Origin of the sequence: Nonomuraea sp. NPDC049750, assembly GCF_040659625.1 — a bacterium.
GTDB lineage: Bacteria > Actinomycetota > Actinomycetes > Streptosporangiales > Streptosporangiaceae > Nonomuraea.
In genome coordinates, this window is the sequence record NZ_JBFANB010000053.1 from 1 (window position 1) to 23009 (window position 23009).

General features: G+C 68.2%; 22 protein-coding genes. 10 read left to right on the top strand and 12 right to left on the bottom strand.

Annotated elements, in window-relative coordinates; genetic code table 11:
• Window positions 1-1658: 1658 nt before the first annotated feature.
• Together AB0J16_RS56920 and AB0J16_RS56925 are read right to left on the bottom strand one after the other, a co-directional pair.
• The gene (locus AB0J16_RS56920; RefSeq protein ID WP_358556961.1) at window positions 1659-1874 is read right to left on the bottom strand and encodes a hypothetical protein; all 216 of its coding nucleotides are present in this window, start codon (window positions 1872-1874) and stop codon (window positions 1659-1661) included.
• Window positions 1875-2006: 132 nt separating this feature from the next.
• Window positions 2007-2870 (bottom strand): sigma-70 family RNA polymerase sigma factor, encoded by an 864-nt coding sequence (locus AB0J16_RS56925; protein ID WP_358556964.1) that lies wholly within the window; start codon window positions 2868-2870, stop codon window positions 2007-2009.
• A gap of 125 nt (window positions 2871-2995) precedes the next feature.
• Here AB0J16_RS56925 and AB0J16_RS56930 point away from each other — a divergent pair, with 125 nt between their 5' ends.
• Complete coding sequence (locus AB0J16_RS56930; protein WP_358556967.1) at window positions 2996-3409, top strand: VOC family protein; 414 nt, start codon at window positions 2996-2998, stop codon at window positions 3407-3409.
• A gap of 263 nt (window positions 3410-3672) precedes the next feature.
• On the opposite strand, the gene AB0J16_RS56935 is transcribed toward AB0J16_RS56930, so the two are convergent.
• The 5 genes from AB0J16_RS56935 to AB0J16_RS56955 form a co-directional block, all read right to left on the bottom strand.
• On the bottom strand, window positions 3673-4383 hold the full coding sequence (locus AB0J16_RS56935; protein ID WP_358556969.1) for a FadR/GntR family transcriptional regulator: 711 nt from the start codon (window positions 4381-4383) through the stop codon (window positions 3673-3675).
• 227 nt (window positions 4384-4610) lie between these two features.
• Entirely contained in the window at window positions 4611-6530 is a 1920-nt protein-coding gene (locus AB0J16_RS56940) for a sialidase family protein (RefSeq protein WP_358556972.1), read from the bottom strand.
• Between the two features lie 648 nt (window positions 6531-7178).
• Window positions 7179-7511: a hypothetical protein gene (locus tag AB0J16_RS56945; RefSeq protein WP_358556975.1), complete on the bottom strand. Its 333-nt coding sequence runs from the start codon at window positions 7509-7511 to the stop codon at window positions 7179-7181.
• A gap of 36 nt (window positions 7512-7547) precedes the next feature.
• Window positions 7548-7751, bottom strand: a complete 204-nt coding sequence (locus AB0J16_RS56950; RefSeq protein WP_358556978.1) for a DUF397 domain-containing protein — start codon at window positions 7749-7751, stop codon at window positions 7548-7550.
• A 12-nt stretch (window positions 7752-7763) separates the two neighbouring features.
• On the bottom strand, window positions 7764-8654 hold the full coding sequence (locus AB0J16_RS56955; protein ID WP_358556980.1) for a helix-turn-helix transcriptional regulator: 891 nt from the start codon (window positions 8652-8654) through the stop codon (window positions 7764-7766).
• Between the two features lie 331 nt (window positions 8655-8985).
• Between AB0J16_RS56955 and AB0J16_RS56960 the strand changes: the two genes are divergently transcribed.
• Together AB0J16_RS56960 and AB0J16_RS56965 are read left to right on the top strand one after the other, a co-directional pair.
• Window positions 8986-9417, top strand: coding sequence for an ATP-binding protein (locus AB0J16_RS56960; RefSeq protein WP_358556983.1), 432 nt, complete (start codon window positions 8986-8988; stop codon window positions 9415-9417).
• Window positions 9414-9653, top strand: coding sequence for a hypothetical protein (locus AB0J16_RS56965; protein WP_358556986.1), 240 nt, complete (start codon window positions 9414-9416; stop codon window positions 9651-9653). The genes AB0J16_RS56960 and AB0J16_RS56965 overlap by 4 nt, the downstream gene beginning before the upstream one ends.
• Window positions 9654-9734: 81 nt before the next feature.
• On the opposite strand, the gene AB0J16_RS56970 is transcribed toward AB0J16_RS56965, so the two are convergent.
• Entirely contained in the window at window positions 9735-10538 is an 804-nt protein-coding gene (locus tag AB0J16_RS56970; RefSeq protein ID WP_358556988.1) for an aminoglycoside phosphotransferase family protein, read from the bottom strand.
• 333 nt (window positions 10539-10871) lie between these two features.
• Between AB0J16_RS56970 and AB0J16_RS56975 the strand changes: the two genes are divergently transcribed.
• Both AB0J16_RS56975 and AB0J16_RS56980 read left to right on the top strand, forming a co-directional pair.
• Entirely contained in the window at window positions 10872-11273 is a 402-nt protein-coding gene (locus AB0J16_RS56975) for an NUDIX domain-containing protein (RefSeq protein ID WP_358556991.1), read from the top strand.
• A gap of 219 nt (window positions 11274-11492) precedes the next feature.
• Window positions 11493-14156: a LuxR C-terminal-related transcriptional regulator gene (locus AB0J16_RS56980; protein ID WP_358556994.1), complete on the top strand. Its 2664-nt coding sequence runs from the start codon at window positions 11493-11495 to the stop codon at window positions 14154-14156.
• A gap of 9 nt (window positions 14157-14165) precedes the next feature.
• On the opposite strand, the gene AB0J16_RS56985 is transcribed toward AB0J16_RS56980, so the two are convergent.
• From AB0J16_RS56985 to AB0J16_RS56995, 3 genes are all read right to left on the bottom strand, one after another.
• Window positions 14166-14609: a nitroreductase family deazaflavin-dependent oxidoreductase gene (locus AB0J16_RS56985; RefSeq protein ID WP_358556997.1), complete on the bottom strand. Its 444-nt coding sequence runs from the start codon at window positions 14607-14609 to the stop codon at window positions 14166-14168.
• Window positions 14606-15658, bottom strand: coding sequence for an alpha/beta fold hydrolase (locus AB0J16_RS56990; RefSeq protein WP_358557000.1), 1053 nt, complete (start codon window positions 15656-15658; stop codon window positions 14606-14608). Before AB0J16_RS56990 ends, AB0J16_RS56985 begins: the two co-directional genes overlap by 4 nt.
• A gap of 96 nt (window positions 15659-15754) precedes the next feature.
• A complete protein-coding gene (locus AB0J16_RS56995; protein ID WP_358557003.1) occupies window positions 15755-16285 on the bottom strand; it encodes a PadR family transcriptional regulator in 531 nt (176 codons plus the stop codon).
• Window positions 16286-16699: 414 nt separating this feature from the next.
• Here AB0J16_RS56995 and AB0J16_RS57000 point away from each other — a divergent pair, with 414 nt between their 5' ends.
• The 5 genes from AB0J16_RS57000 to AB0J16_RS57020 all read left to right on the top strand — a co-directional run bounded on the left by AB0J16_RS57000 (window position 16700) and on the right by AB0J16_RS57020 (window position 22181).
• A complete protein-coding gene (locus tag AB0J16_RS57000) occupies window positions 16700-17434 on the top strand; it encodes a hypothetical protein (RefSeq protein WP_358557005.1) in 735 nt (244 codons plus the stop codon).
• Between the two features lie 232 nt (window positions 17435-17666).
• Complete coding sequence (locus AB0J16_RS57005) at window positions 17667-18884, top strand: sensor histidine kinase (RefSeq protein ID WP_358557008.1); 1218 nt, start codon at window positions 17667-17669, stop codon at window positions 18882-18884.
• Window positions 18881-19612 (top strand): response regulator transcription factor, encoded by a 732-nt coding sequence (locus tag AB0J16_RS57010; protein ID WP_358557011.1) that lies wholly within the window; start codon window positions 18881-18883, stop codon window positions 19610-19612. The genes AB0J16_RS57005 and AB0J16_RS57010 overlap by 4 nt, the downstream gene beginning before the upstream one ends.
• Before the next feature lie 515 nt (window positions 19613-20127).
• A complete protein-coding gene (locus AB0J16_RS57015; RefSeq protein ID WP_358557100.1) occupies window positions 20128-20976 on the top strand; it encodes a TetR/AcrR family transcriptional regulator in 849 nt (282 codons plus the stop codon).
• The gene (locus AB0J16_RS57020) at window positions 20973-22181 is read left to right on the top strand and encodes a cytochrome P450 (RefSeq protein ID WP_358557014.1); all 1209 of its coding nucleotides are present in this window, start codon (window positions 20973-20975) and stop codon (window positions 22179-22181) included. The genes AB0J16_RS57015 and AB0J16_RS57020 overlap by 4 nt, the downstream gene beginning before the upstream one ends.
• A 145-nt stretch (window positions 22182-22326) precedes the next feature.
• On the opposite strand, the gene AB0J16_RS57025 is transcribed toward AB0J16_RS57020, so the two are convergent.
• A complete protein-coding gene (locus AB0J16_RS57025) occupies window positions 22327-22953 on the bottom strand; it encodes a TetR/AcrR family transcriptional regulator (protein WP_358557016.1) in 627 nt (208 codons plus the stop codon).
• Window positions 22954-23009: the final 56 nt, after the last annotated feature.

Sequence of the window (23009 nt, forward strand, 5' to 3'; positions counted from 1 at the left end):
CCCGTTGCGTCGAGAGGCGCACGGCGGGTTCGGCGAGCGGCATGAGGAAACGGGTCGAGAGCAATCCCGATACCGCGCCTCATGCCGACTCAACCGGCCCTGCCCGGGCCGCACGCGCCGCCGACGCGGCACGGGCCGGGCACTCCCGCTTGGGCTCCCGCGCCCGACCCGTCACAACGCCGGTCGGCTGGCGCGGACGAAGGGCAGGGCCGCAAGAGGAGCGCACTACTCGGGTCACGGGGCTGAGCTCATCAGCGCACCTGTTGCCGGCGACAGAGCCGGGGTTAGAACATGCCTCCGGCGGGGCGCTCCGGCTCCGGGGCGGCCAAGATCGCCGCGAACGGTGGATGAGTGGTTGAGGTGAAAGCCTGCCCGTCTACCGTCGTCCCAGGGCAAGCCCTAGCAGACCAGCCGCGGGGCCGCCTCCGCTCCATCACGGCCCTGACGCCGAGCGCGCGACCGGGCAGCCCCGCGGCTGGCCCGCTACCCCTGCGGGTGGGACGACGGCAGACGGGCAGCCAGGGCAGAGCAATTGTGGTCGGCAATATCTCCGACATACCTCAAATATACCGCCCCCTCATACGATCTCATCGTTGATATCTCTCGACGAAAGGCGGGATCATGAGGAAACCGGCTAGCCCAGTCATGCGGCGATTCGCTGTGGGACTTGCAACATCCATGATCGCCATTGGCGGAGTAGCGATTACCCCGCAAGCGGCTGCAGCGTCTCCCGGATTCCTGTACACCAAGTGGGGCGCGACATGCAAGCAGGGGACCGCAAAAAAGACCTACGATACCGGAATCTCGCGGTACAAAGTCGGCGAGCAGCACGTCAGCTTCGCATTTGGAATCCCTACGGGGAAAAGCACCACTCGGGAAAAAGCCTACAATCTCGCGGAAGTCGTTGCAATCTGTACTAAAGGAATCGGGCCTAATCTCTGGAAGTGGAGGATGGACTACTACGGCCTTGAGCGCGGGAAGGTCAGTCGACTGAGGTTCGCGAAGCAGTCGTGCAAGCGGGGCGGAACCTGCAGTGGGAAGTCATACGGCATTACGTACGGCGCGTGGCGGGCGGGCTGGACTCACCTAAAGGCCTGACGAAAGGGTTCTCCGCCACAGGAACGACAGATCTGACGCCCAACCTGAGTGACAAAAGGAATGGCATCGAAGACGCTCACGGAAACCTGCCTATGCCCTACGATGCACATGAATAGGGGGGTTGACCAGGCAAAACGCAAGGTCAGGAGATGTCCCCAAAGCTTCGCATCGAAGAATTCAGGATGGTTGACAGCCCCGACGGAAACGTCTGAAGCATGATTGGCCGAAAGGTTGAAGGGGAGCCAGACCGGGAGGCACCCACGATGAACTCGCCTGGACAGGACTGAACATCACTGACCGACACGACCTCGCGCCTGAACCAGCACGAACTAATCAACATCACGAGATTCTGGTTCGAGTCCCATCACGATGGTTCGGAGGACATGCCTTCTTCGCAGGGCACATCCAGGGCACATCGCACCGCAAGATGATGTCAGGCAACGACAAGTGACCACAATGTTCCTGTAGGTCAGACAGCATTTCGTGTGATCCCGTCGCATGTCACGATCACGCCGAATTAGAACCCGGCTTACAGGCCGACTCGTCTCACATTCCTGGCGTCATTTGGCATCAGCCTTCGGGACGATGGCACGCGCCCATGCGGTGAGTCCGTCCACCAGCTTGAGGACGAACTCACGGCCGCATGCGAAGAACGGCAGCACCAAGAAGGCCGGGGTCATGAGGACAATGATCACGGTCAGCGGCAGGATCAGCCCACCCAACGCCACCCGCTGCCATGCGGCTTGTGTCGATATCACGGCCTGCTCCCTGCTCACCCGTTCGGTCGCTACCAGTATCCGACCGGTAGACCACTTGGCGGCATTTGAGGGATGACGTGCTAAAACGCGCGCATGTCGAGTAGACCACTCACCGTTTCAGGAGGGGCGTGAGCGTGGCTGGTCGTCGGCTCAACGCCGCTCCTTGTCGCCGGCGGTAAGAATGACGATGTCGAGGTCGCGGAGCCGGTCCAGATCGGTGTCTATATCGATGCGGGTGATCTTCTCGTCGTCGATGGTGAACGTGATGACGGCTTTCGGCCGGCCGAGGTGCGACCAGACGGCCGCCGGTACCCCGTCGACCAGAGCGAGCCGGGCGGCCTGAGCTCGACCGGCGAAGAAGGCCGCCACCGCCTGGTCGCCGCGGATCTCGCCGATCACGGCGTCCGGATCGAGCAACTCGAGCAGGGCGGCGAAATCCCCGCGCCGGGAGGCGGCGAGGAAGGCCTCGACGATGTCCCGCTTCGTCGAGCGCGCGGCATCGGATGCCCCGGCCGCTCCTTGTACCCGGCGCCGGGCCCGGCTGGCGAGTTGCCGGGCCGCCACCGGGGAGCGGTCGATGATGGGGCCGATCTCGCCGAACGACACGGCGAAGACGTCGTGCAAGACGAACGCGAGCCGCTCGGCGGGAGTCAGCGTGTCCAGCACCACCATCAGCGCGACCCCGACCGAATCGGCCAGCAGCGCCTCGTCCTCAGGGCCGGCGTGATCTGGAGGGTGGATACCCGCGTCCGGTTCGGGCGGTAGTGCCCCGGCCGAGTCTTCACGCCGGCTTCGGCGTGTTTCGAGCATGTTCAGGCAGACCCGGGCGACGACCGTGGTCAGCCACCCGGCCGGATTCTCCACCTGGCCGGTGTCGGCGCGGCTGACCCGCAGCCACGCCTCCTGCACCGCGTCCTCGGCCTCGTTGGGCGAGCCGAGCATCCGGTACGCCATCGCTTGCAAGCGGTCCTGGTGCTCGGCGAACCGCTGGCTCACCCAGTCCTGCTCAGTCATCCGTCACGTTCCTCCGTCCGGGCCTGTCATACCAATTGACCGGCGAAACCACGCCGATGTGACATCCGGGCCCGGCTCGGATGTTCGGGCAACACGTACACCTGACGTACATAGGGAGACAAGGTATGAAAGCGCACGTCAGCTCGATCCTCCTCGGTGTCCGGGACCTGGACCGGGCCAAGCAGTTCTACACCGACGGGCTCGGCTGGAAGATCAAGAACGACTACGGCATCTCGGTGTTCTTCGAATCGGACGGAGCCTCGCCCGTCGGCTTCTACGGCCGCGACGGCTTGGCCGACCAGGTGGGCACGAGCCCGGAAGGCAGCGGTTTCAGCGGGCTGGTTCTCACCTACGTCGTCCGTAGTGAGGCGCGAGTCGACGAGATCATCGCGGAGGCCGAGAAGGCCGGCGCCACGATCCTCAAGCCCGCCGGCGCTCTGCCTTGGGGTGGGTACGGCGGCTCCTTCGCGGACCCGGACGGCTACATCTGGAGTCTCGGCTACAGCGCCCAGGGAAAGGACCAGCCCTACGCGGAGTAACTGCTGAGCAGCGATGCCTCTGGCGCGTGTGGGTGACGCGGCCATTGCCGGGCACGCCGGCCGGACTCCTCTGAACCGAAGGTCCCTCGGCATGACCGGCATGACCGGCATGACCGGCGTGGCCGGTATCGACGAGTAGGTTCGGCGTCGACGCGGGATCGTATCGACGCCGAACCACTGGGTCGGCGACGCGCCGGGGCATGCCGACCGCGAGCGCCTACGCTCCATCGCCGAAGGCGGCCGTCAGGCCATCGGTATGGAAATCAGCCGTCGGGCTGGCGTGACCGGGGATGGCCGGGCGCGGGTACCGGCCGGGCCTCCGCCCGCGCGATGCGCGCCCTGACGTCGCGGAAGTGCAGCCGCATCGCCTCCTGGGCGGCCTCGGTGTCCCGGGCACGAAGCGCCGCCACGATCCGGCGGTGGTTGACGACGATCTCCGCGCTTCGCTCCTCCGGTGGGCCGAGTGTCGGCTCGACCTCGTGGTAGACGTCCCAGAACAGACCGATCAACTGCAGCACCAATTCGTTGCCGCACAACTCGTACAGCAGCGCGTGGAACGCCCGATCGGCTTCCGGGTCCCGATCCATGCCATTGACCAGGGCGTCCAACGCGGCGAGCCGGGGGGCGCTGGTGCTCTGGGCCACCTGGCCGACCAGCCCGGTCTCGAGCAGTTCGCGGACCTCGACCAGATCCTGCAGCGCGCGGATCCCGCCGCCCGGCCCCGAACGCACCCGGAAGGCAAGCGACGGTGTCAGTACGTCGAGCGACGCGTGCCCGACGAACGTCCCATGACCGTGCCGGATCTCGACGATGCCCAACGCCCGCAGGGCCCGCACGGCCTCGCGGACGCTGTTGCGGCTCGCCCCCAGCAGATCCATCAATTGCACTTCGGTCGGCATCGGTGACCCGGGGACCAGTCCGCGCTCGTGGATCATGGCGACGATGCGCTCCTGAAGCGACGTGCCGTCACGCATACGTATGCTGCCCCCAGGCTCGTCGAAGACCGTATGTCCAAACATCCCACCTCTCGATCTCTGAAGGCCAGGCGGGGCAGGAGATTTTACGTCGACGACACAGACAGGCAACCGGACAGACCTTGCTCGTTCTCGCTCCTCGCCGCCTTCAGCCCGGCCGGCGCCAAGGCACGGCGATGACGCCCACGTGACCACGCGAGCGCCATCGCCTAGCGGTTCGTGTCCTCTCAGCTGACGTGATCGAACGGCAGCCGCAGCCCAAGCTGACCGCCAATCGGGGCGTTGAACCGTCGGATCAGGTCCAGTTCGGTGCTCGCGAGGGCGCGCCGGTAGACGCGTACCTCGTCCAGCGTGCCGCGAAAGCGGTCCACACCGTCCAGCCGCTGTCCGACGTGGATCCCCTCAAGTCCGAACTCCTTGCCGAGGGTCACCGAACCGGCCGGCGCCGCCGCCGACGAGACCTGTACGCCGTCCACCAGGAGCCGGAGCTCGCCACGTACCCGCTGGAGCACCACGAAGTGCCACTGCCCGTCGTTGTACGCGCTCGGCGACTGTACGGTCACGTTGAACCGGTCGACGGAGAGGACCGCCCGGATGCGGTTGCTGGCGGGTTCGGCCCGCAGCCACAGCGCCGGCGGGTTGGTGCCCCTGTTCACCCGGTGGAACCAGAGGATCGTGTGCGCGCCGGTCTGCTCCGAATACCGGATCCAGGAGCTCAGCGTGAAGTCCTTCGCGCCGAGGTCGATGCTGTCGTTGAACGGCACCTCCACCCGGTCGTCCACCCGGTCCAGGGCCAGCCCGCTGCCGAACCGCCCATCGGTGGTCTGCGCACCACCGCGGACATACGCCTGGTTGCGGTAGGGCGAGTTGTCCGGCGTCGTCGGGCCGGGCGCGGGGGGCCCGGGGATGCCGGGCGGGGTGCCGTTCGGCGTCTCCAGGTACGCCTCGTTGAACCGGGTGAACCGGATCTGCTCGTACGGCGTGATGTTGCCGGCCTCGTACATCAGGGCCGCCTCGTCGCCGTCCAGGCGCACCATGTCCGAGTACGCCGACGGCCCCCAGTAGAAGACCTTGCCCTCGTCCCACGTCTCGAAGCGGCGCCCCTCGTCGTAGGACGACCGGATCCCCATCGCCTCCCGGGCGCCCGGGTGCATCGGCGCGGAGAAGAGGATGCGCTTGTCGCTGAACCGCAGCAGCGACGCCTGGATGTCGGTCGTCGCCGGCGCCGGCTTGGTGCGGAACGGCGCGTCCCACGTCTCGCCGCCGTCGCTGCTGGTCGCGTACGCCCGGCTGCCCTCGTCGGTGCCGCGCTCGCGGGCCGAGGCGTAGATCCGCCCATCGGTGAGCTCGATGACGGTGACCTCCTGGGCGATGACCGTGCCGTCGTCGCGGGACGTCTCGGCGCCGATGTTCCAGGTCACCCCGCTGTCATCGCTGTAGAGCAAGTGCGTGCCGTAGACGTGCTTGCCGACCCGGTCCCAGCTTTCGAAACTCGCCCCGACGACCAGCCGGCCGGCGTGCGGGCCGAGCTTGAGCTGGATGCCGTGCATCGGGCCGGTGGCGTACCAGAAGTTCCACTCCGGACGCTTGCCCTCGGTCATCTCCCTGGCAGCCGACCAGGTCGCCCCGTGGTCGTCACTGAACTGCACCCAGGGGTCGCGGTCACAGCCGTTCGGGCACGGCTCCCCACCGTTGTGGGTGCTCACCAGCACGACCCGCCCGGTACGCTCGTCAACGATCGGCACCGGGTTGCCGTGGGTCGTACCGTTGCCCTCCGAGATCACCTGCAGTGGTCCCCAGGTCCGCCCGCCGTCGGCGGAACGGCGCAATACGAGGTCGATGTCCTCGTCGTCGCCGCAGTCCTTCACCCGCCCCTCGGCGAACGCCAAGACCATGCCGTTCGTGGCCCGCACCACGGCGGGGATCCGGAAGCAGCCGTATCCGAAGTCGCCCTGCTTGTAGAGCACCTGCTCGTCCACGAACGGCGCGGTGTCACTCGATGTGTCGGCCTGGACGGTCCCTGCCGGCGCCGCGGTCGCCGGCGCGCCTAACCCGCTGACGAGTAAGCCGGCGAGCACCACTACGGCGCCCGCCCGGCGGCGCCAGGAGCGCCCGGTACGGACCTTTGGGGGGTGACCATCGTGCATGTCCTTGCCCTTCCTGACAGGAGACAGTCATGGATGGGACATCCTACGTCCAACGTTGGATGTTTAACAGATGGTGAATGTGGGATGTTCACGAGTGAGCGAATGTGTCCGCGAGCTGATCGTCCGGCTGGCCCGAGAGAATCCACGGCGGGGACATCGGCGCATTCGCGGTGCCCGATCGGAAACGCGGTTTCGTTCTGTGAGCTGGGCTTTGTTGCGCGATCAGGCCTGTGGGGCTCAAGAACTCGAATCACTTCCAGCGCGGAGCCCCTCGTCCGGTGGAATGGCAGGGGTGAGGGCGCAGGCATGGGACATCCCGCTGGCCGGAGTCGAGGTGCCCGAGCATCGGGCGCATCAGTGGCGATGTGCTTGCGGCCACACGACGGCAGCGGCTATGCCCGCCTCGGCGTCCGGCTCGCCGACCTCCCATGGGCCGCACCTGCGCCCTGTTGACGCTCGGGCATGTGCTGCACGCCGATGGGCGCCGGCGCCTGTCTGGCCGTACGCTCCTACCTCGACACGGCCCGCAAGCGCGGGGTGATCCGCCACCGGCTCTTGCCCCTCTGTTGAGCCAACGGCGAGGGCCGGGCGACGGCCCCGGCGGGTCAGTCAGACCGCTTGCGCGAGGCGCTGCTGGGCGCGTACCCCCTACGGGGTAGCGGCGGAGACGATCTGGGAGATGCGCTGGTGAGACAAGCGCATGGCGCTGCCTGCGTCCCTGGTGCTCCATCCCTGGGCGATGAAGAGGCGGGTGGCCTGGCGAACCGCGTCACGCTCGGCGACGTTGCTCTTCACCTCGGCCCAGCTTGCGCCTTGGGCCTGGACGGTATGTCCGCCGGGCAGGTCGGTGGCTGTGGCGGTCCACCGCTTTCCGGTGCGGCTGGCGGTGGCGTAGTAGGTGGTGGGGTCACCTGCGATGTCTCCAGCGGCAGGTCGGCGCAGGTGGGGGTTGTGTCGGTCGATCATCCCGTGGAGCGCCACGCTGCGCAGGCTCTGTCCTGTAGCTTGGCTCGGCCGTCAGTCGAACTCGCCGTCCTTGGCGCCTCCGATGAAGGCATCCCACTCGCCCGAGGTGAAGGTCAGGATGGGTCCGCCGGGGTTCTTGGAGTCGCGTACGGCCCAGCCTCCGTTGGAAAGCGTCGCGACCTCGACACAGTTCTGCCCCTCTGCCGAGCTGCGGGAGGATTTGCGCCAGATAAGTCCGGAGTGGGGGTGATCCATTACTTCCGCCCCTTACTTAAGGTGTTTTGCCAGATCTTCAATGTACGTCGCCGACGCGTCGGCGCTCAGTGCGGATGCACGCAGGTAGCCGTAGCTTTTCCGATAGTGGGCTACATCCTCCGGCTTCTCCAGAAAGAGGTCGCCGGCGGAGCCCACCTCGACATAGATGATGCTCGGATCCTCAGATGCTTGGTAGTCAAGGATGGTGAACCCGCCGGTCATCGAGGTGTGCGCGCCAGTCGCGTCTTGGAGCACCTGGATGCCGATGTTCCGGTGCTCGGCCATCCGGCGCAGGTGGTGGAGTTGCTCGCGCATCACGTCGACGCCGCCGACCTGCTTGCGTAGTGCGGCCTCGTCGATTATGGCCCAGAGAGTCGGCGGGTCTTCGCGATCCAACATCCGTTGACGGGCCAGGCGCGCTTCGGTGAGGCGTTCGATGTCGTCCCTCTCCATCACGCGTCCGCCTTTGAAAACCGCCTTGGCGTAGTCGGCGGTTTGGAGCAGGCCGGGGATCAGTATCGCCTCGAAGGTCTGGATTTCTGACGCCTCCCATTCCAAGCCAACGAGTGCTCCACCCAGGATGTCCTTGAACTCCTCCTCCCACCATCCGCGTCGACGGCTCTCTCGTGCCAGGGCGATGATGGCCTGCCGTCTGGCCTCATCCGTCACGCCATAGACCTCGAGCAGGTCCATGACGTCGTTAACAGTCGGCCGCCGCCATTCATCCCTTTCGATCCTGGTTATTTTGCTGGGCTGCCACCCGAGTCGTCGAGCAGCCTCTTTGGAATCGAGACCTGCGGTCTCGCGGAACTGGCGTAGAGCGTTGGAAAGGCGCCTTCGCCTGACCGTTGGGCTATATGCCACGTGCAGGGCCTCCTTTGCGTATCGCGGCAAATAGTACATAGCGCATCTATAGGCATTGCCGAATTTAGGTATTGCTAGTTGAGCGCATTCAAAGGCATCATGAGGCTAGCTGCTCCGGTCACAGAGAGTGGGCGCTATAGGACGGAAAGTTGCCACGATGGTCACGCCGGAGCGTTTCTAGACCGGCTTGCCCGGTGCGTGGGCGGCCACGGTCAGCATCAAGTCTTCACGTACTACGCATGCCGCCGATCGATGCGCACGTACCTGCTCGACGCGTATTCGGTGAGCGGAGACAACCCCGGCGTCCTCGGGCGTGGTGACGCAACCACCCGCCCGAGGACTGGATCAGGAATACGGAGCCCCCTGACCTATGAAGAACCCTAGCCTCGTGCCCCCGGCCTCCGTGTGGGACGACAAGAACTCATGCGAGATGCGCTGGGTCCTGCCCGCCGACCCCGAGTCGGTAGGTAAGGCGCGGCAACTCGTACGTGAAGCGCTCGCCGGGTGGGGCCTGTCCGCTCTGGCCGAAGACCTGACCATGGTCGTTTCGGAGGTGGCGACCAACGTGGTCGTGCACGCGAGATCGCCGATGACGCTCTCGCTGCGCCGGTACCGGAGGAGCGTTCGGGGGGAGGTGGCCGATCGCAGCCCTGGATGGCCGACCCTGCTGCCGGCCGGCTTCGATGAGGAGCATGGTCGCGGGCTGGCGATCGTCGCGGCCTACGCGGATCGGTGGGGTGTCGATCCCGATCCGGAGGGCAAGACCGTCTGGTTCGTCTGCGGGGAGTGGGAAGCTTCGTGAGTGGCCCGCTGCCCCTGGAGATGTCCGGTGACGTGCGTGTCTGTGCGCGGTGCGGCACCCGCATCGTCACGCTGGCCTCCGCCATGCGCATGATCTGGGCCGACGTCACGGACGACATGATCCCGGCCGACGCCGTCGAGCAGATCACCGCGCCGGTCACCGGCGTCTGGGTCGACGTGTTGTGCAGTCCGCTCTGCCCGCCGGGCAGCCATCAGCCGGACCATAACCGACCGTAATGTCACTGGGCGGTCGATCCGGCGGGACCCGTACAAAGACCTCATCGACCGTTTGTTGCGGGCGGACCTGGACGCGTCCCTCTACAGCAACGCCAGCATCCGTTCCGCCTGAGCCGTCTTGGTCTCTCCCCGGGTCCGCAACAGCCAATACAGCGCGAGAAGGCGGCGGCATTCCGTGAGCCGGGCGGCTTCGTCAGCCGTCAACCCGAACCTCTCCAGCACCGCGGTCATGCCGGCGGCGTCGTTGCGCCACACCGATATGTGCTCGACGACCTCGGCGAGTTCGAAGGCGCGATCGCTGCGGCCGGAAAACTCGAAGTCCACAACGCCGACTTTGGTCCCATCCCACAGATAGTTGGCCAGGTTCCCGTCGCCGGTGCCGAACACCGCAGTGCCGGGCTGCGCCAACAGCACCTCCAACATGGGCTGCTTCATCCAGTTCCCAGCCTCGCGAAACGCGTCCCTGACCACAGGTTCCGCATCAGGAGCCGCCGCCCACCATGATCGAATTTGGTCGAGGAGTTCGACTGGATGCCCGGCCCGAGCGGGGACCCGCTCCAACACATGCTGGGGGATCGTCTGCTGGACTCCGGTGACGGCCTCGGCCAGCGCGTCCGCCAGTTGCCCCTTGATCGGTCCCGCCACGGCGGCGCCGCCGAGTCGAGACATCACCACGGTTGGCGGGTCGGCCTCCAGATCGGCGTTCACGGGCGCCGGCGCAAGCCCAGGGGAGTACTCGTTGAGCAGCTCCAATGCTCGCCATTCCCGCTCAGGCTGGCCATAGTCCAACTGTCGGTATCGCTTGATCACGACATCGGACCGCATTTCGATCGTGTGTTTGCTCGCCTGGGTGTTCATGCACTCTCCGATCTTGTTGAAGATCATCACCCTAAACAGGCGAGGTGGCGCAGCGGTACATTCGGTCACGGGCCGGGCGACGGGTATGGCGGGCCCAGGCTTCACACCCGTACCTTGCCGTCGTTGCCGGCGGAGACCACCACCGGTCGGCCGTCGGTCAATTGGGCGTCGCACCTGGCCGTGGGTGGGCTCGGGACCTGGGCGGTCGGTTATGGGCTCGCGTGGTCCAGCGGCGACCTGGTACGTGCGCGGTCGCCCTGCGTACGCGCCGGAACCCCCTCCCGCCGTGGCAGACTCATCGAACGACCGGACGAACCGGCTGCTCGATCGGCCGTTCTCAACCAGCGAGGGGGATACACGATGGCCAACCTCATCGACAAGATCGCCTGGATCCACCTGCGGGACGGCAGAATCCTCAGCACTCGCTCGCGCGGTAAGGACGTCTACTACCTGCCTGGCGGCAAACGCGAACCCGGCGAAACCGATCTCGACACCCTCGTTCGCGAGATCGATGAGGAACTGTCCGTCGCCATCATCCCCGCCACAGCCACCCACGTGGGCACTTACCTGGCGCAGGCACACGGCCACGCCGACGGCGTTGACGTACAGATGACCTGCTACACAGCCGATCACCAGGGAACACCCACTCCCAGCAGCGAGATCGAAGAAGTCATCTGGCTGACGTACGCCGCCCGCGATCGTGTAGCCCCCGTGGACCAGATCATCTTCGACCACCTGCACGAAACCGGCCAGCTTCACTGAGAACCGCTTCGAAGCGGGTGAGCAACGCGTACGCCCTACGGGGTAGCGGCGAGACGATCTGGGAGATGCGCTAATGAGACAGGCGCATGGCGCTGCCTGCGCGGGTCATGGCTTCGTGACCGCAGTCGGTCACCCTCACCTCCCGACGCGACTCCGGCTTGCGCCCGCGGCGGCCGGCGGACATCCGTACCGGCCACGTGGTCACCACCTGGAGGCCACGTGAGCGGGCCCGAGATCTCGGCGCGGGAGGCCGAGGTGCTGACGACGCTCGGCGCCGGATTGTCCAACGCCCAGATCGCCCGCCGCATGCACATCTCCGTCCGTACGGTCGAGGGCCATGTCTCTTCGCTGCTGCGCAAGTACGGCGTGACCGACCGGCAGGCGCTCGCCGCGCGCGCCGCGACCACCGATGAGACGATCACGCCGCCCGGGACCATCGCCGGCCTGCCGCGCCCGCGGACCAGTTTCGTCGGGCGGCGGGACGAGATCGGCGCCGTGCTGGCGGCCGTGGCGGACGGCCGGCTGGTGACGCTGGCCGGGCCGGGCGGGGTGGGCAAGACCCGGCTCGCCGGGGTGGTCGCGGAGGAGGCGGCGTCGCGATATCGCTACGGCGCGGCGTTCGTCGATCTGGTGCCCGTACGAGACGGCCTGGTCGGGCAGGCGGTCGCCGCCGTGCTGGGCGTGTCCGAGCATGCCGAGCAGCCGGTGGAGCAGGCCGTCGTGGCCCGGTTGCGGCGCGGCCCGTCGCTGCTGGTGCTGGACAACTGCGAGCATGTGCCCGACGCGGTGGCCGAGTTCGCCGAGCGGATCCTGGCCACCTGCCCCACCACGATCCTGGCGACCAGCCGGGAGCGGCTCGGACTCCCCGGCGAGCGGGTACACCCCCTCGCGCCGCTCGCGCTCGGTTCGGACGCCGAAGAGCTGTTCCGGGACCGCGCCGAGCTGGCACACCCCGGCCACCAACTAGACCCGGCGACGGTGACGGATCTGTGCGCCCGGCTGGACGGTCTGCCGCTGGCGATCGAACTGGCCGCGGCGCGCAGCGCCTCGCTGGGCGCCACCGGGATGCTGAGCGGACTGGGCGACTACCTGCGGTTGCTGGCGGGAGGTCGCGGGGCGGTGGTACGGCATCGGTCGCTTCGAGCGGTGATCGGCTGGAGTTACGACCTGCTCGCCGAGGACGAGCGCGCCGTGTTCCGGCGGCTGAGCGTGTTCGTCGGCGACTTCGACCTGCCGGCCGCCATCGCCGTCGTCGGCCTGTCCGCCCCTGACGCCGCCGACATGCTCGGCAGGCTCGTCGACAAGAGCCTGATCCGGCACCGGCAGGGCAACTGGCACCTGCTGGAGACCATCCGCGCGTTCGCCGCCGAGCAGCTCGACGACGACCCGGAGCGCGACCTGGTGCGGCGGCGGTACCTGAGCTGGGCCATCGACACCGCGACCGGCCTCGCGGCGCGGCTCGGCGAGAACTGGCATCCCACCTTCGACAGGGTGGCGGGTGACCTGCGCGCCGCACTGGCGACGGCACCGGACACCCATGGGCTCATCCGGCAGCTGGCCCGGCTCACCTTCGCGCGTGGGTATCTGCGCGCGTCCACCGACTGGTACGAGCGCGCGGCCGGCTGCGCGCCGACGCCGCCGGAGGCGATCGACGATCTCGGCCACGCGGCCGACTGCGCGCAGGTGATCAACGACTCGAGCAGGGCGTACGACCTGTGGCTGGCCGCCGCCGAACGGGCCCGCGCGGCAGGCGACGGCAACGCGCGCGCCGTCACGCTCGCCCGCGCCGTCGAGATGGCCGGTCGGTTCCCGGTCACCTTCCGCAGCCCGATCCCGTACGAGCGGCGCCGCGAACTCCTGGAGGAGGCGACCGCGGCCGGCGATCACGACGATCCGGTCGTCGCCGCCCGGCTGGCCTGCGCGGCCGCCTGGACCGACGGCCCCGAAGTGCTTCAGCCCGATTTCGATCTGGCCGCGGCCGCCGTCAAGGCGGCACGGGTCACCGGAGATCCGATCCTGATCAGCGCCGCCCTGGACGCGGCGCGTACCGTCGCGACCAACGACGGCCGCGGCCGCGAGGCGCATCAGATCACCAGCGAGCGCCTGGAGTTGCTGGCCGGCCTGGACCCGCACAGCCCCGCGTACGTCGCCGAGCTCGACGACGCCCAGGCGCTCGCCTGCCTGGACGCCGTGGCCGCCGGCGACCTGCCGGCCGCGCGTACCATCGCCCGGCTGATCGGTACCGACGACCTGTCCGGCGACAGCGCGTATCTGACCGCCAGCAAGACCATTCCGATGGTCGTCCTCAGCGGCGACCTCGACGAGGCCATCCGGCTCGCCGAGGCCATGTGGGAGGGCTGGCAGCGCGCCGGACGGCCGCGGATGTTCTGGATGCAGGTCACCATGCCGTTCGTCATCCTCGCCCACGGCCTGCGCGAAGACCGGGACAACGTGGAACGGTGGCGGAACCGCGCCGCGCAGAGCGCCGCTCCCCACCAGAACGGCTCATTCCAGTCTCGGCTGGCCCCGCTGACCACCTTCGTCGACGCCAGGATCGCGCTGCACCTCGGTGATCTGCACCGGGCGGCGGAACTGGCCGAGCACGCCTGGCAGTACCGGATGCGGGCCCGATACCTGCCGTTCGCGCGCGCCGCGGCTGTCGAGCTCGCGGTGGCCGCCGAGCTTCCACGTGCGGAAGCCGACCTGGCCGCGGCCGCCGCGGACACCGGGGAAAACGACTGGGTCGCGGCCACGGTGTTGCGGGCGACCGGTCGGCAGTACGCCAACCTCGACGCGCTGTCCCGCGCGGCCGAGTTGTGGGCCCGGATGGGCGCCCGCTTCGAGCACACCTGCACGCTGAAGCTCTCCGCGCGCGACCTGTAGGGGCCTTTTTCAGCTAAGGACCGCGCCCGCCTGCTCGATGACGACCACCGGGATCTCCCTGGGCGCCTTTCGCTGGTAGCCCGTGTAGTGCGGCCATATCGCGGTCATCGTCTCCCACAGGTGGGGCCGCTCGTCCGCGGTCGCCGGGCGGGCCACCGCGTCGAACACATCGGCGCCCACCTGCACCCTGACCCGCGGCTGGGCGAGCAGGTTGTGGAACCAGAGCGGATGGTCGGCCGCGCCCGCGTTGGAGGCGACCACGAGGTAACGGTCGCCGTCGCGGCCGTAGATGAGCGCGGTGCGGCGCGGTAGTCCTGAACGGCGGCCGATGGTGGTGATCAGCAGAGTGGGCGCGCCGTGGAAGAGGTGGCCCCGGGCGCCGCCGGACTCGACGTAGCTGTTGACGTGCCTGGCCACCCACCTGGTCGGACTGTCGGTCGGCTCGTGGCTCATTGAGCCGCTCCGTTTGTTGCTCCGTGGGCCGACGCCCCGCCCACGCGGCGGTCGACCCACTCGCGGGCCTGCGCGAACCAGTGGGGCGCGGTGCGGTGCGCGTTCAGTACGTGCCCGGTGCCGGGGACCACGATGGTCTCCAGCCTCGCGCGCGGGCCGTAGAAGGGGGCCTCCTGCCTGCGGAGCGCGGAGGAGGAGCGGGCTCCGGCCAGCAGCTTGTCATGCTCGCCGTTGACGATCAGTACGGGTGCCTGGATGCTCTTGTTGATCGAGGGCGGGGTATAGGAGTCGCCGGGCGGGAAGACATCGGTGGTCTTGGCGGCCTCGTCGGCGGCGATGACCTCGGGGTCGGCGTTGGGCCGGTGGTAGAACCAGGTGGCCCGAAGGCCCGGCCGGGTGGTGAGGTAGCCGTCGTCGAGCCCGCGGTCGGCGAAGCGCGGATCGTCGGCGGCCCGGTAGATCCCCGCGCCCATCTGCTCGAACGCGGCCTCGTTGGGCACGCTCGACTCGCCGGTCAGGATGACGCCGTCCACCTCCGCCGGATGCGCGGCGGCCAGGGTACGGGCAAGGGTCGAGCCGAGCGAGTGGCCGACCAGGACGACCTTGGCGAAGCGCGGCCCGCCGAGGCGACCCTCGCGCAGTTGCCGGATGAGCTGGCGGATGACGATCTGGTGGGTGTCCTGCTGGAAGCGGGCGCTGGGCGGGTACGAGCTCGCGCCCGTGCCGAGGCGGTCGATGGCCAGCGTGGCGTACCCGGCGGCGGTCATCGTCTCGACGAACGAGGGCCGCTGCCGGTCCCCGCGCATCTGCCAGTAGGCCTGACCATAGAAGCCGCCGGGGATGAGCAGTTGAACGCTGGTGGCGCGGCCGCGCGGCAGGCACAGGGTGCCGGCCACGCGCTGGTCGGCGGCGCCACCGGCGGTCATCGCCACCTTGGCGCTGACGGTCCTGCAGGTGGTGGCGCTGTTCGCCGCCGCCGGGGTCGTGGTCGTGGTCGTGGTCACGGGAATCGAGATCAGCGCCAGTAACGCTGCTGCCGCGATGCGCATGGAACTCCTTCGTTGATAGCCAAATTTGGTTAACCAAATTTGGGTATCGAACTATGGCTTATCGGCCTCCCCACCGTCAACTCGAATCCCGGTCGCTCAGGCCGGTTCGTCGCCCCGTTCCAACCTGCTCATCAGGCCACGGGTCCACGCCGCGTCGTTCGCCGCCTGCGCCGCGCGCAGGCCGAACAGCTCCCTCAGATGCGTTGGCCGCTCTTGCTCGTCCATCGCGGCGACAATCCGCGCCTGCTCGACCTCCAGCGCTCGCAAGCGCTCCTTGAGCAGCCCCAGCGCCTCCTTCTCAGGCAGCGCGGGCAGTAGGGCGAGGGCCGCGCCGAGCAGCTCCGGGCGTCGGTCCGGCACGCTCAGGGCACTTCTCAGCAGCCCGAAGAACTCCGCCTCGCCCTTGTCGTTGATGGCGTAGTCGATGCGGCCCGGCCACTCGTGCACCTCGGTGGCGTCCAGCAGGCCGTCCTTGGCCAGCTGACGGAGAGCGTGGTAGATCGAGCCCGACCTGAGCCCCGCCCACTGTGCGACCTCCCACGAATCCAGCTCGGATCCGACCAGGTAGCCGTGTGCCTGACCGTGCAGCCGTACCACGCCGAGGACCAGCAGTCGCGTCGCCGACATCGTCTCCCTCACTCGCCGTGGGCACGTCGTACCCACCGATCGCGCGCCCGCCCCAGGCTAGCTTCCGTGGAGCGGGGCCGGGACGGTGCTCCTTCAGGCCACTGATCCAGCGCCAGCGGTTCGGCGCGGGGCCTTGCCATCCCTGTGAGGGTTGCGCCCGTTCGCCAAGTCGGGTGACGACCCTGGCCGGGGAAGGGAGGATGACGCGCTGAAGTACACGACCGACACCGATGGCGCGACTCGGGGCAAGGGCGCCGCCCCGAGCTACGCGCGGGAGCACCGAGCGGCATGGTGTCTAGTCTCAAGACCGGACTGGAAGCCGACACAAGGCAGGCCCGTACGACCACAGTCTGACCTGAAAGTATGGCCCGTACTCCGACGACGCGGCGCATGCGGCTGCAGCATCGTTGGCCCATGACTTTCCCGACTCCCTCAATCGCCGTTTCGAGTCCTGTCCTGCCGGGACGCTGGGTGGGCGGCGCCTCCCTCGTCGTCGGCCCCCTGCTACTGCTCGCTGGGGTCCTGCTTCGCCTGCGCTACGACTTCTTCTTCCCTGCGCAACTGAGCGCTTATGAGCACGATCCGGAACTCATGACGGCCTCCTACAGCCTTGTCGCCGCCGGGTGGGTGCTGCTCTGGCCGGGAGTCGTGCTTCTCGCTGTCAGGATCGGCGAAGGCTTCCGGGAGCTGGCTGTATGGGGCGGCACCTTAACGGTCCTCGGTTTGTTCGCCCGAGCGTTTCATGCCGGTGTCGACCACCTGGACTTCCAGCTGGTGACCGTTCAGGGGGCGGCATCGGCGACGCGAACGGTGAGCGAGACCTATAGCGCGTTCCACGTCTTCAGCGCACTGAACGCCGCCATCATGGGCGGTTGGATTCTGCTGGCCGTCGGCGCCTACCGCTCGGGGGTGTTCGGACCGCTACGTGCCTTGGCTCTCGGCTTGGCATCGGCGATGCCGCTGGGGGTGCTGAAGGGAACGACTCCTTGGTCGATCGCCGCCGCTGCGGGACTGTGTGTCGCGCTCGTTCCTCTGGGCGTGGCCACATTGCGCACCGGGCCGGTCCCGCGAACGGCCACGGTGGCCGGAAGGCTCCTCCTGGTCGGCGTTGTGGGCATCGCCATGTTCCTCTTCGGACAGGCCGGATGATGGGGCGTCTTGGGGCGGGTCGGATGGTGGGGCGTCTTGGGGTGGGCCGGATGGTGGGGCTGCTTCGGGCAGGCCCGATGAAAGGGCGTCTGGGGCAGGCGGTATGGGCGTGGATCTTCGGGGAGGGCGGATGAGCGGGCATCGATATCGTCGTGCGATGCACATAGCCCAGTGGCGCCTGCGGGCACGCGAGCACCTGCGGACACGTTGGCACCTGGGGACACGCGTTCACTTGGGGACACGTGCGCACCTGCTGGCGCTCGACGCCTGCCTGGCCGCCGCCGTGGTGGCCGTGCACGTGTCACTGGCCGGCCAAGACGACTTGGACGGCTTGCCGCGGTTCTCCGGTCCGTGGTGGCTGGGCTGGCTGGTGGCCGTCTGCGTGGGAGTGCCGGTGGCTGTGCGGCGCCTGTGGCCTCTGCCTGCCCTGGCCGTGGTTCTGGGCGCTTCGGCAGCGGCGACATTCCTCGACATCACCCGCGATCCCTACGTTTCCACGGCCCTGGCCGCCTACGTGGTGGCGCTCGTCGAGCCGGTACGCCGGGCTTCGGCGGCGCTGGCCCTGACCCTGGTGGTCTCGGCAGCCGCGGTCATCACAGGTGAGGCGGTCATGACCCCATCCGGTCCGTGGTCGGAAGCCGTCGGTACCGCGGCGCTCGTCTGGCTGCTCATCGGCGCAGCGTGGGCCGCCGGCCGTGTCGTGCGCCAACGGAGAGCCCGAGCCGCCCGACAGGAGCGGCGCCTGGCCGAAGAGGCGCTGAGCGAGGAGCGTTTACGCATCGCCAGGGAGCTGCACGACATCGTCTCGCACAGCCTCAGCGTGATCGTGGTCAAGGCAGCGGTCGCCAACCATGTGGCCGAGGAACGCCCCCAAGAGACGCGCGACGCCGTTCAGACGATCGAGCAGACCGGCCGGGAGGCACTCGCTGAGATGCGGCGTGCCCTGGGGGTGCTGCGCGGCGAAACCGCCGGTCAGCGCGCGGGAGAGCCCAGCTCGGCGAAGATGGCTCCCCTTCCCGGACTGGATGACCTGCCGGCCCTCATCCAACGCGCCGAACAGGCGGGAGTCCGTACCAAACTCCGCACTCAGCTGGCCGTCCACCTCCCCGCAGGCCCGGCGCTGGCCATCTACCGGATCGTGCAGGAGGCACTGACGAACGTGGTCAAGCACGCCGGCGCCGGAACCCACTGCCTGGTGACGATCACCGTCGACTCACGAGGAGACGCGCATGTCGAGGTGGTCGACGACGGAGCCGGCAACACGGTGGTGTCGGACGGGGCGGAGCTCAAGGGCGGGCACGGACTCGTGGGGATGCGCGAACGCGTGATGATGTACGGGGGGACGTTGGCAGTCGGCCCGCGACCCGGCGGTGGCTTCGCCGTGTCAGCTCGTCTCCCGCCCGAACCCGAGCACAACACGGCCACGAGCCGGAAAGAGGGAGCCGCGTGACCGAACCGATCCGGGTAGAGCCGATCCGGGCGGAAGGGGCCGTGACCGAACCGATCCGGGTACTCGTCGCTGATGACCAGTCGCTGCTCCGAGGCAGCTTCCGGGTTCTTATCGACGCCGCCCCTGGGCTGACCGCAGTGGGTGAGGCGAGCAACGGTGCGGAAGCCGTCGAGAGCGCACGACGACTCTGCCCTGATGTAGTGCTGATGGATATCAGGATGCCTGGAATGGATGGCATCGAGGCGACCCGGAAAATTGCCAGATCTCCCGAGACAGCTGGGACACGCGTTCTCATCCTCACCACCTTCGACCTCGACGAGTACGTATACGGTGCGCTGCGGGCCGGGGCGGCCGGGTTCCTCCTCAAAGACACCTCTCCCGATGTCCTGCTGGCAGGCATCCGCACGGTCGCCGCTGGTGAGGCCCTTCTCGCACCATCGGTGACCCGACGCCTGATCGCCGAGTTCGCGCGCCTTCCCCATGGACACCAGGCGCCGGGCACCTCGCTGGACGACCTCACGGAGCGCGAGCGTGAGATTCTGGTGCTCGTGGCACGTGGGCTCTCCAACGCCGACATCTCCGAATACCTGCACCGCAGCACCGGCACGGTCAAAACGTACATCGGCCGGCTGCTGAGCAAGCTGGGGGCGCGGGACCGCGCGCAGTTGGTGATCAGCGCTTACGAGTCAGGGCTGGTGAGCGCCGCTCATCCATCGACCGATTCCTGAACCGACCCGGTCGCACGTGTGATGTTCGACGTTCGCCCGCGCGATGCTCGGTGTACGCAGCGGTCAGTAGGCCAACCGCAATATGCAGTGGGCAGCGTGGGACAGCGGCTCAGCTCGCGGTACGCAGCGGCAGCAGGGGCAGTAGGGCAGCCAGCAGCACACGCGGGCAGCAACGGCCAGTAGGGGCAGTAGGCCAGCCAGCAGCACACGCGGGCAGCAACGGCCAGCAGCGGTTAGCAGCGGTCAGCAGCCAGTCCCGCAGCCCGCAGCCCGCAGCCCGCGGCATGAGCAGTGGGCAGAAGCCCGCAGCCCACAGCACGAGCAGTGGGCATCCGATTCGGCGCTGAGGCTTGCCACCGCTGACCATTGGTCGGCATGCATCGCTTCGGGTTAAATCAAGCAATTGACTTAATTCGCCAGTGAGAGTTTACTGACAATGCAGGGGAGCCGGTTCGGGAGGAGTCCTGGTGAGGCGCGATGACATTCCGATGTGCCAGTGAGGTGTGCCGGTGAGCATGGCCGGGCGGGCTGAGCGGGCCAACGCGACCCGTGCGCACATTCTGGTAGCGGCCGAGCGGCTCTTCGCCGAGCACGGCGTGTACGTGGTGTCCAACCGTCAGATCAGCGAAGCCGCCGGTCAGGGCAACAACGCCGCCGTCACGTACCACTTCGGCACGAAGGCCGAGCTGGTGCGCGCCATCGCCCGCAAGCACGGCAGGCAGATCGAACGTGTCCGCGAGCGGATGCTCGAGAGGCCCCCCGGCTCGGACGACGTACGGGACTGGCAGTCTTCCGGTTTCGGCGAGGTGTGTGATTGGCAGTCTTCCGGCTCGGACGACGTGCGTGACTGCCAGGGTTCCGGTTCCGGCGAGGTGCGTGATTGGCAGTCTTCCGGTTCCGACGACGTGCGTGGCTGGGTGGCCTGCCTGGTGCGTCCGGTCACCGAGCATCTGGCCGCCTTGGGTAACCCCACCTGGTTCGCCCGCTTCGGTGCCCAAGTGATGACCGACCCGGCCCTGCATGAGATCATGATCGACGAGGCGCTCACCTCTCCCTCGCTCGTACGGATCCTGGACGGCCTGAACCGTTGCCTTCCCGATCTGCCGCTGCCGGTACGAGCCGAGCGCAAGCACATGACCAGCACCCTGATGATGCACACGTGCGCCGACCGCGAACGGGCACTGGCCGAGGGCCGCACCACGCCCCGCGTCAGCTGGCACGGCGCGGCGACCGGCCTGATCGACGCGATCGTCGCAATATGGACGGCGCCCGTGACGCGTGAGTCGAACAACGTGGACCCGATACCGGAACCGAAGCCCAGCGTGGCCTCGCTCCAGCCCTGTGCGGAAGGACGTAAGTCATGACCGAGATCTTGAGTCAGCCCGAAGTTCCGGAATTCCCCGGCACGAGGGCGGCGCGCTGCCCGTTCGACCCGCCGCCGAACCTGCACGCTCTGCAGAAGGAGGGCCCGCTGGCCAAGGTACGGCTGTGGGACGGCAGCACGCCGTGGATGGTGACCACGTACGCCGAGCAGCGGGCACTGCTGGCCGACCCCAGGGTCAGCGCCGAGTTCTCCCGGCCCGGCTACCCGAGGCAGGGTCCCTTCACCGGCTCGTTCGCCAGTTTCATCATGATGGACGACCCCGAGCACCACCGGCTGCGCCGCATGGTGCAGGCTCCGTTCACCGTCAGGCGGGTGGAGGGGATGCGGCCGGCCGTACAGAAGATCGTGGACGATCTGATCGACGACCTGCTGGCCGGGCCGAAGCCGGTGGATCTGGTCGAGGCGTTCGCGCTGCCGGTCCCGTCGCTGGTGATCTGCGAGCTGCTCGGCGTCCCGTACGCCGATCATGACTTCTTCCAGGACAACAGCAAGGTCATGATCAACCGGGGCACCGCCCCCGAGGTCCGCGCCGCCGCCAGCGCCCGGCTGGCCGAATACCTGAACGCCCTGGTGGGCGAGAAACTCGCCAACCCCGCAGGCGACCTGCTGTCCCGGCTGGCCGAGCGGGTCAAGACCGGCGAGCTGTCGCAGCTGGAAGCCGCGCAGATGGGAGTTCTCCTGCTCATCGCCGGGCACGAGACCACCGCGAACATGATCGCGCTCGGCACGTGCGCCCTGCTGCAGAACCCCGACCAGCTCGCGCTGCTGCGGGCCGGCGACGACCCGGACCTGGTCGCCGGGGCCGTGGAAGAGCTGCTGCGCTACCTCAACATCACCCACAGCGGACGCCGCCGGGTCGCCCTGGAGGACATCGAGATCTCCGGCCAGACCATCCGGGCGGGCGAGGGGCTGATCATGCCGAACGACATCGGCAACCGCGACCCCGAGATCTTCCCCAACCCCGACGAGCTGGACATCCGCCGCGACGCCCGCCGCCACGTGGCCTTCGGCTTCGGCGTCCACCAGTGCCTGGGCCAGCCGCTGGCCCGGATGGAACTGCAGGTCGCCTACAGCACCCTCTACAAGCGCATTCCCACGCTGCGCCTGGCGGCCGACCTGGAGCAGATCCCGTTCAAGCACGATGGGGCGGTGTACGGCGTCTACGAGCTGCCGGTCACCTGGTAAACCCACCCCCACCGGCGGCAGTAATGGTGTGCCCCGGCCGGCATCCAGGCCCGCGCCCTGCGCATGCGGCCCTGGCGGCTCGACCACCACACGCATGACAGGTTAGGCGTGGTCGGCATGCTCCTGGGCTGTCGTTAGGGGGGCGTCACGGCTCAGGGTGTCCCCAGGCCCGGACGAACGTCTCCACGGCGGTGCGGGCCATGGTCCGCAGTTCCGAGTCGGTGATCTGCTGCGTCCCCATCCGGGTGCGGGCCTCCAGGGGGCCGGTCAGCAGGGCCATGAACTGCTCGGCCGCCAGGTCGGGGTCGGTGGTGCGCAGGCGTCCGGAGAGCGCGAGCCGGGCCAGCCGGTCGGCCAGGGCCTGGTTGAGCCGGTGCGGGCCGCTGTCCAGGACGAGGTCGAGAGCGTCGGGGAACGTGGTGATCTCCGAGTAGAGCAGCCGTTTCAGCGAGCATGAGCGCTGGTCGGTGTGCAGCCGGAGCAGCTCGTACGCGACGCACTCCAGCGTGGCGGTCAGGTCGTCGCCAGACGCGGCGAGCGGGTCGAGGGCGGCCAGCCGCTCACTCAGCACGGTCCGCGCGGCGGCCTCTAGGGCGTGCCTGAAAAGGGTGGCCTTGTCGGTCATGTGGTTGTACACCGTCGGCTTGGCCACGCCCGCCTCGGCGGCGATGTCCTGTACGCCCGCCTGCGCGTAGCCCAGCCGGGCGAACACCGTGAACGCGCCCTCCAGGATCGCCTGCCGCTTGTCGATCCGCCCGCGCGTGGTGCTCATGCCATCGATTGTACTCGCCAGTTCAACTTCGTGGACCTATGGGTTGCATGCGTACG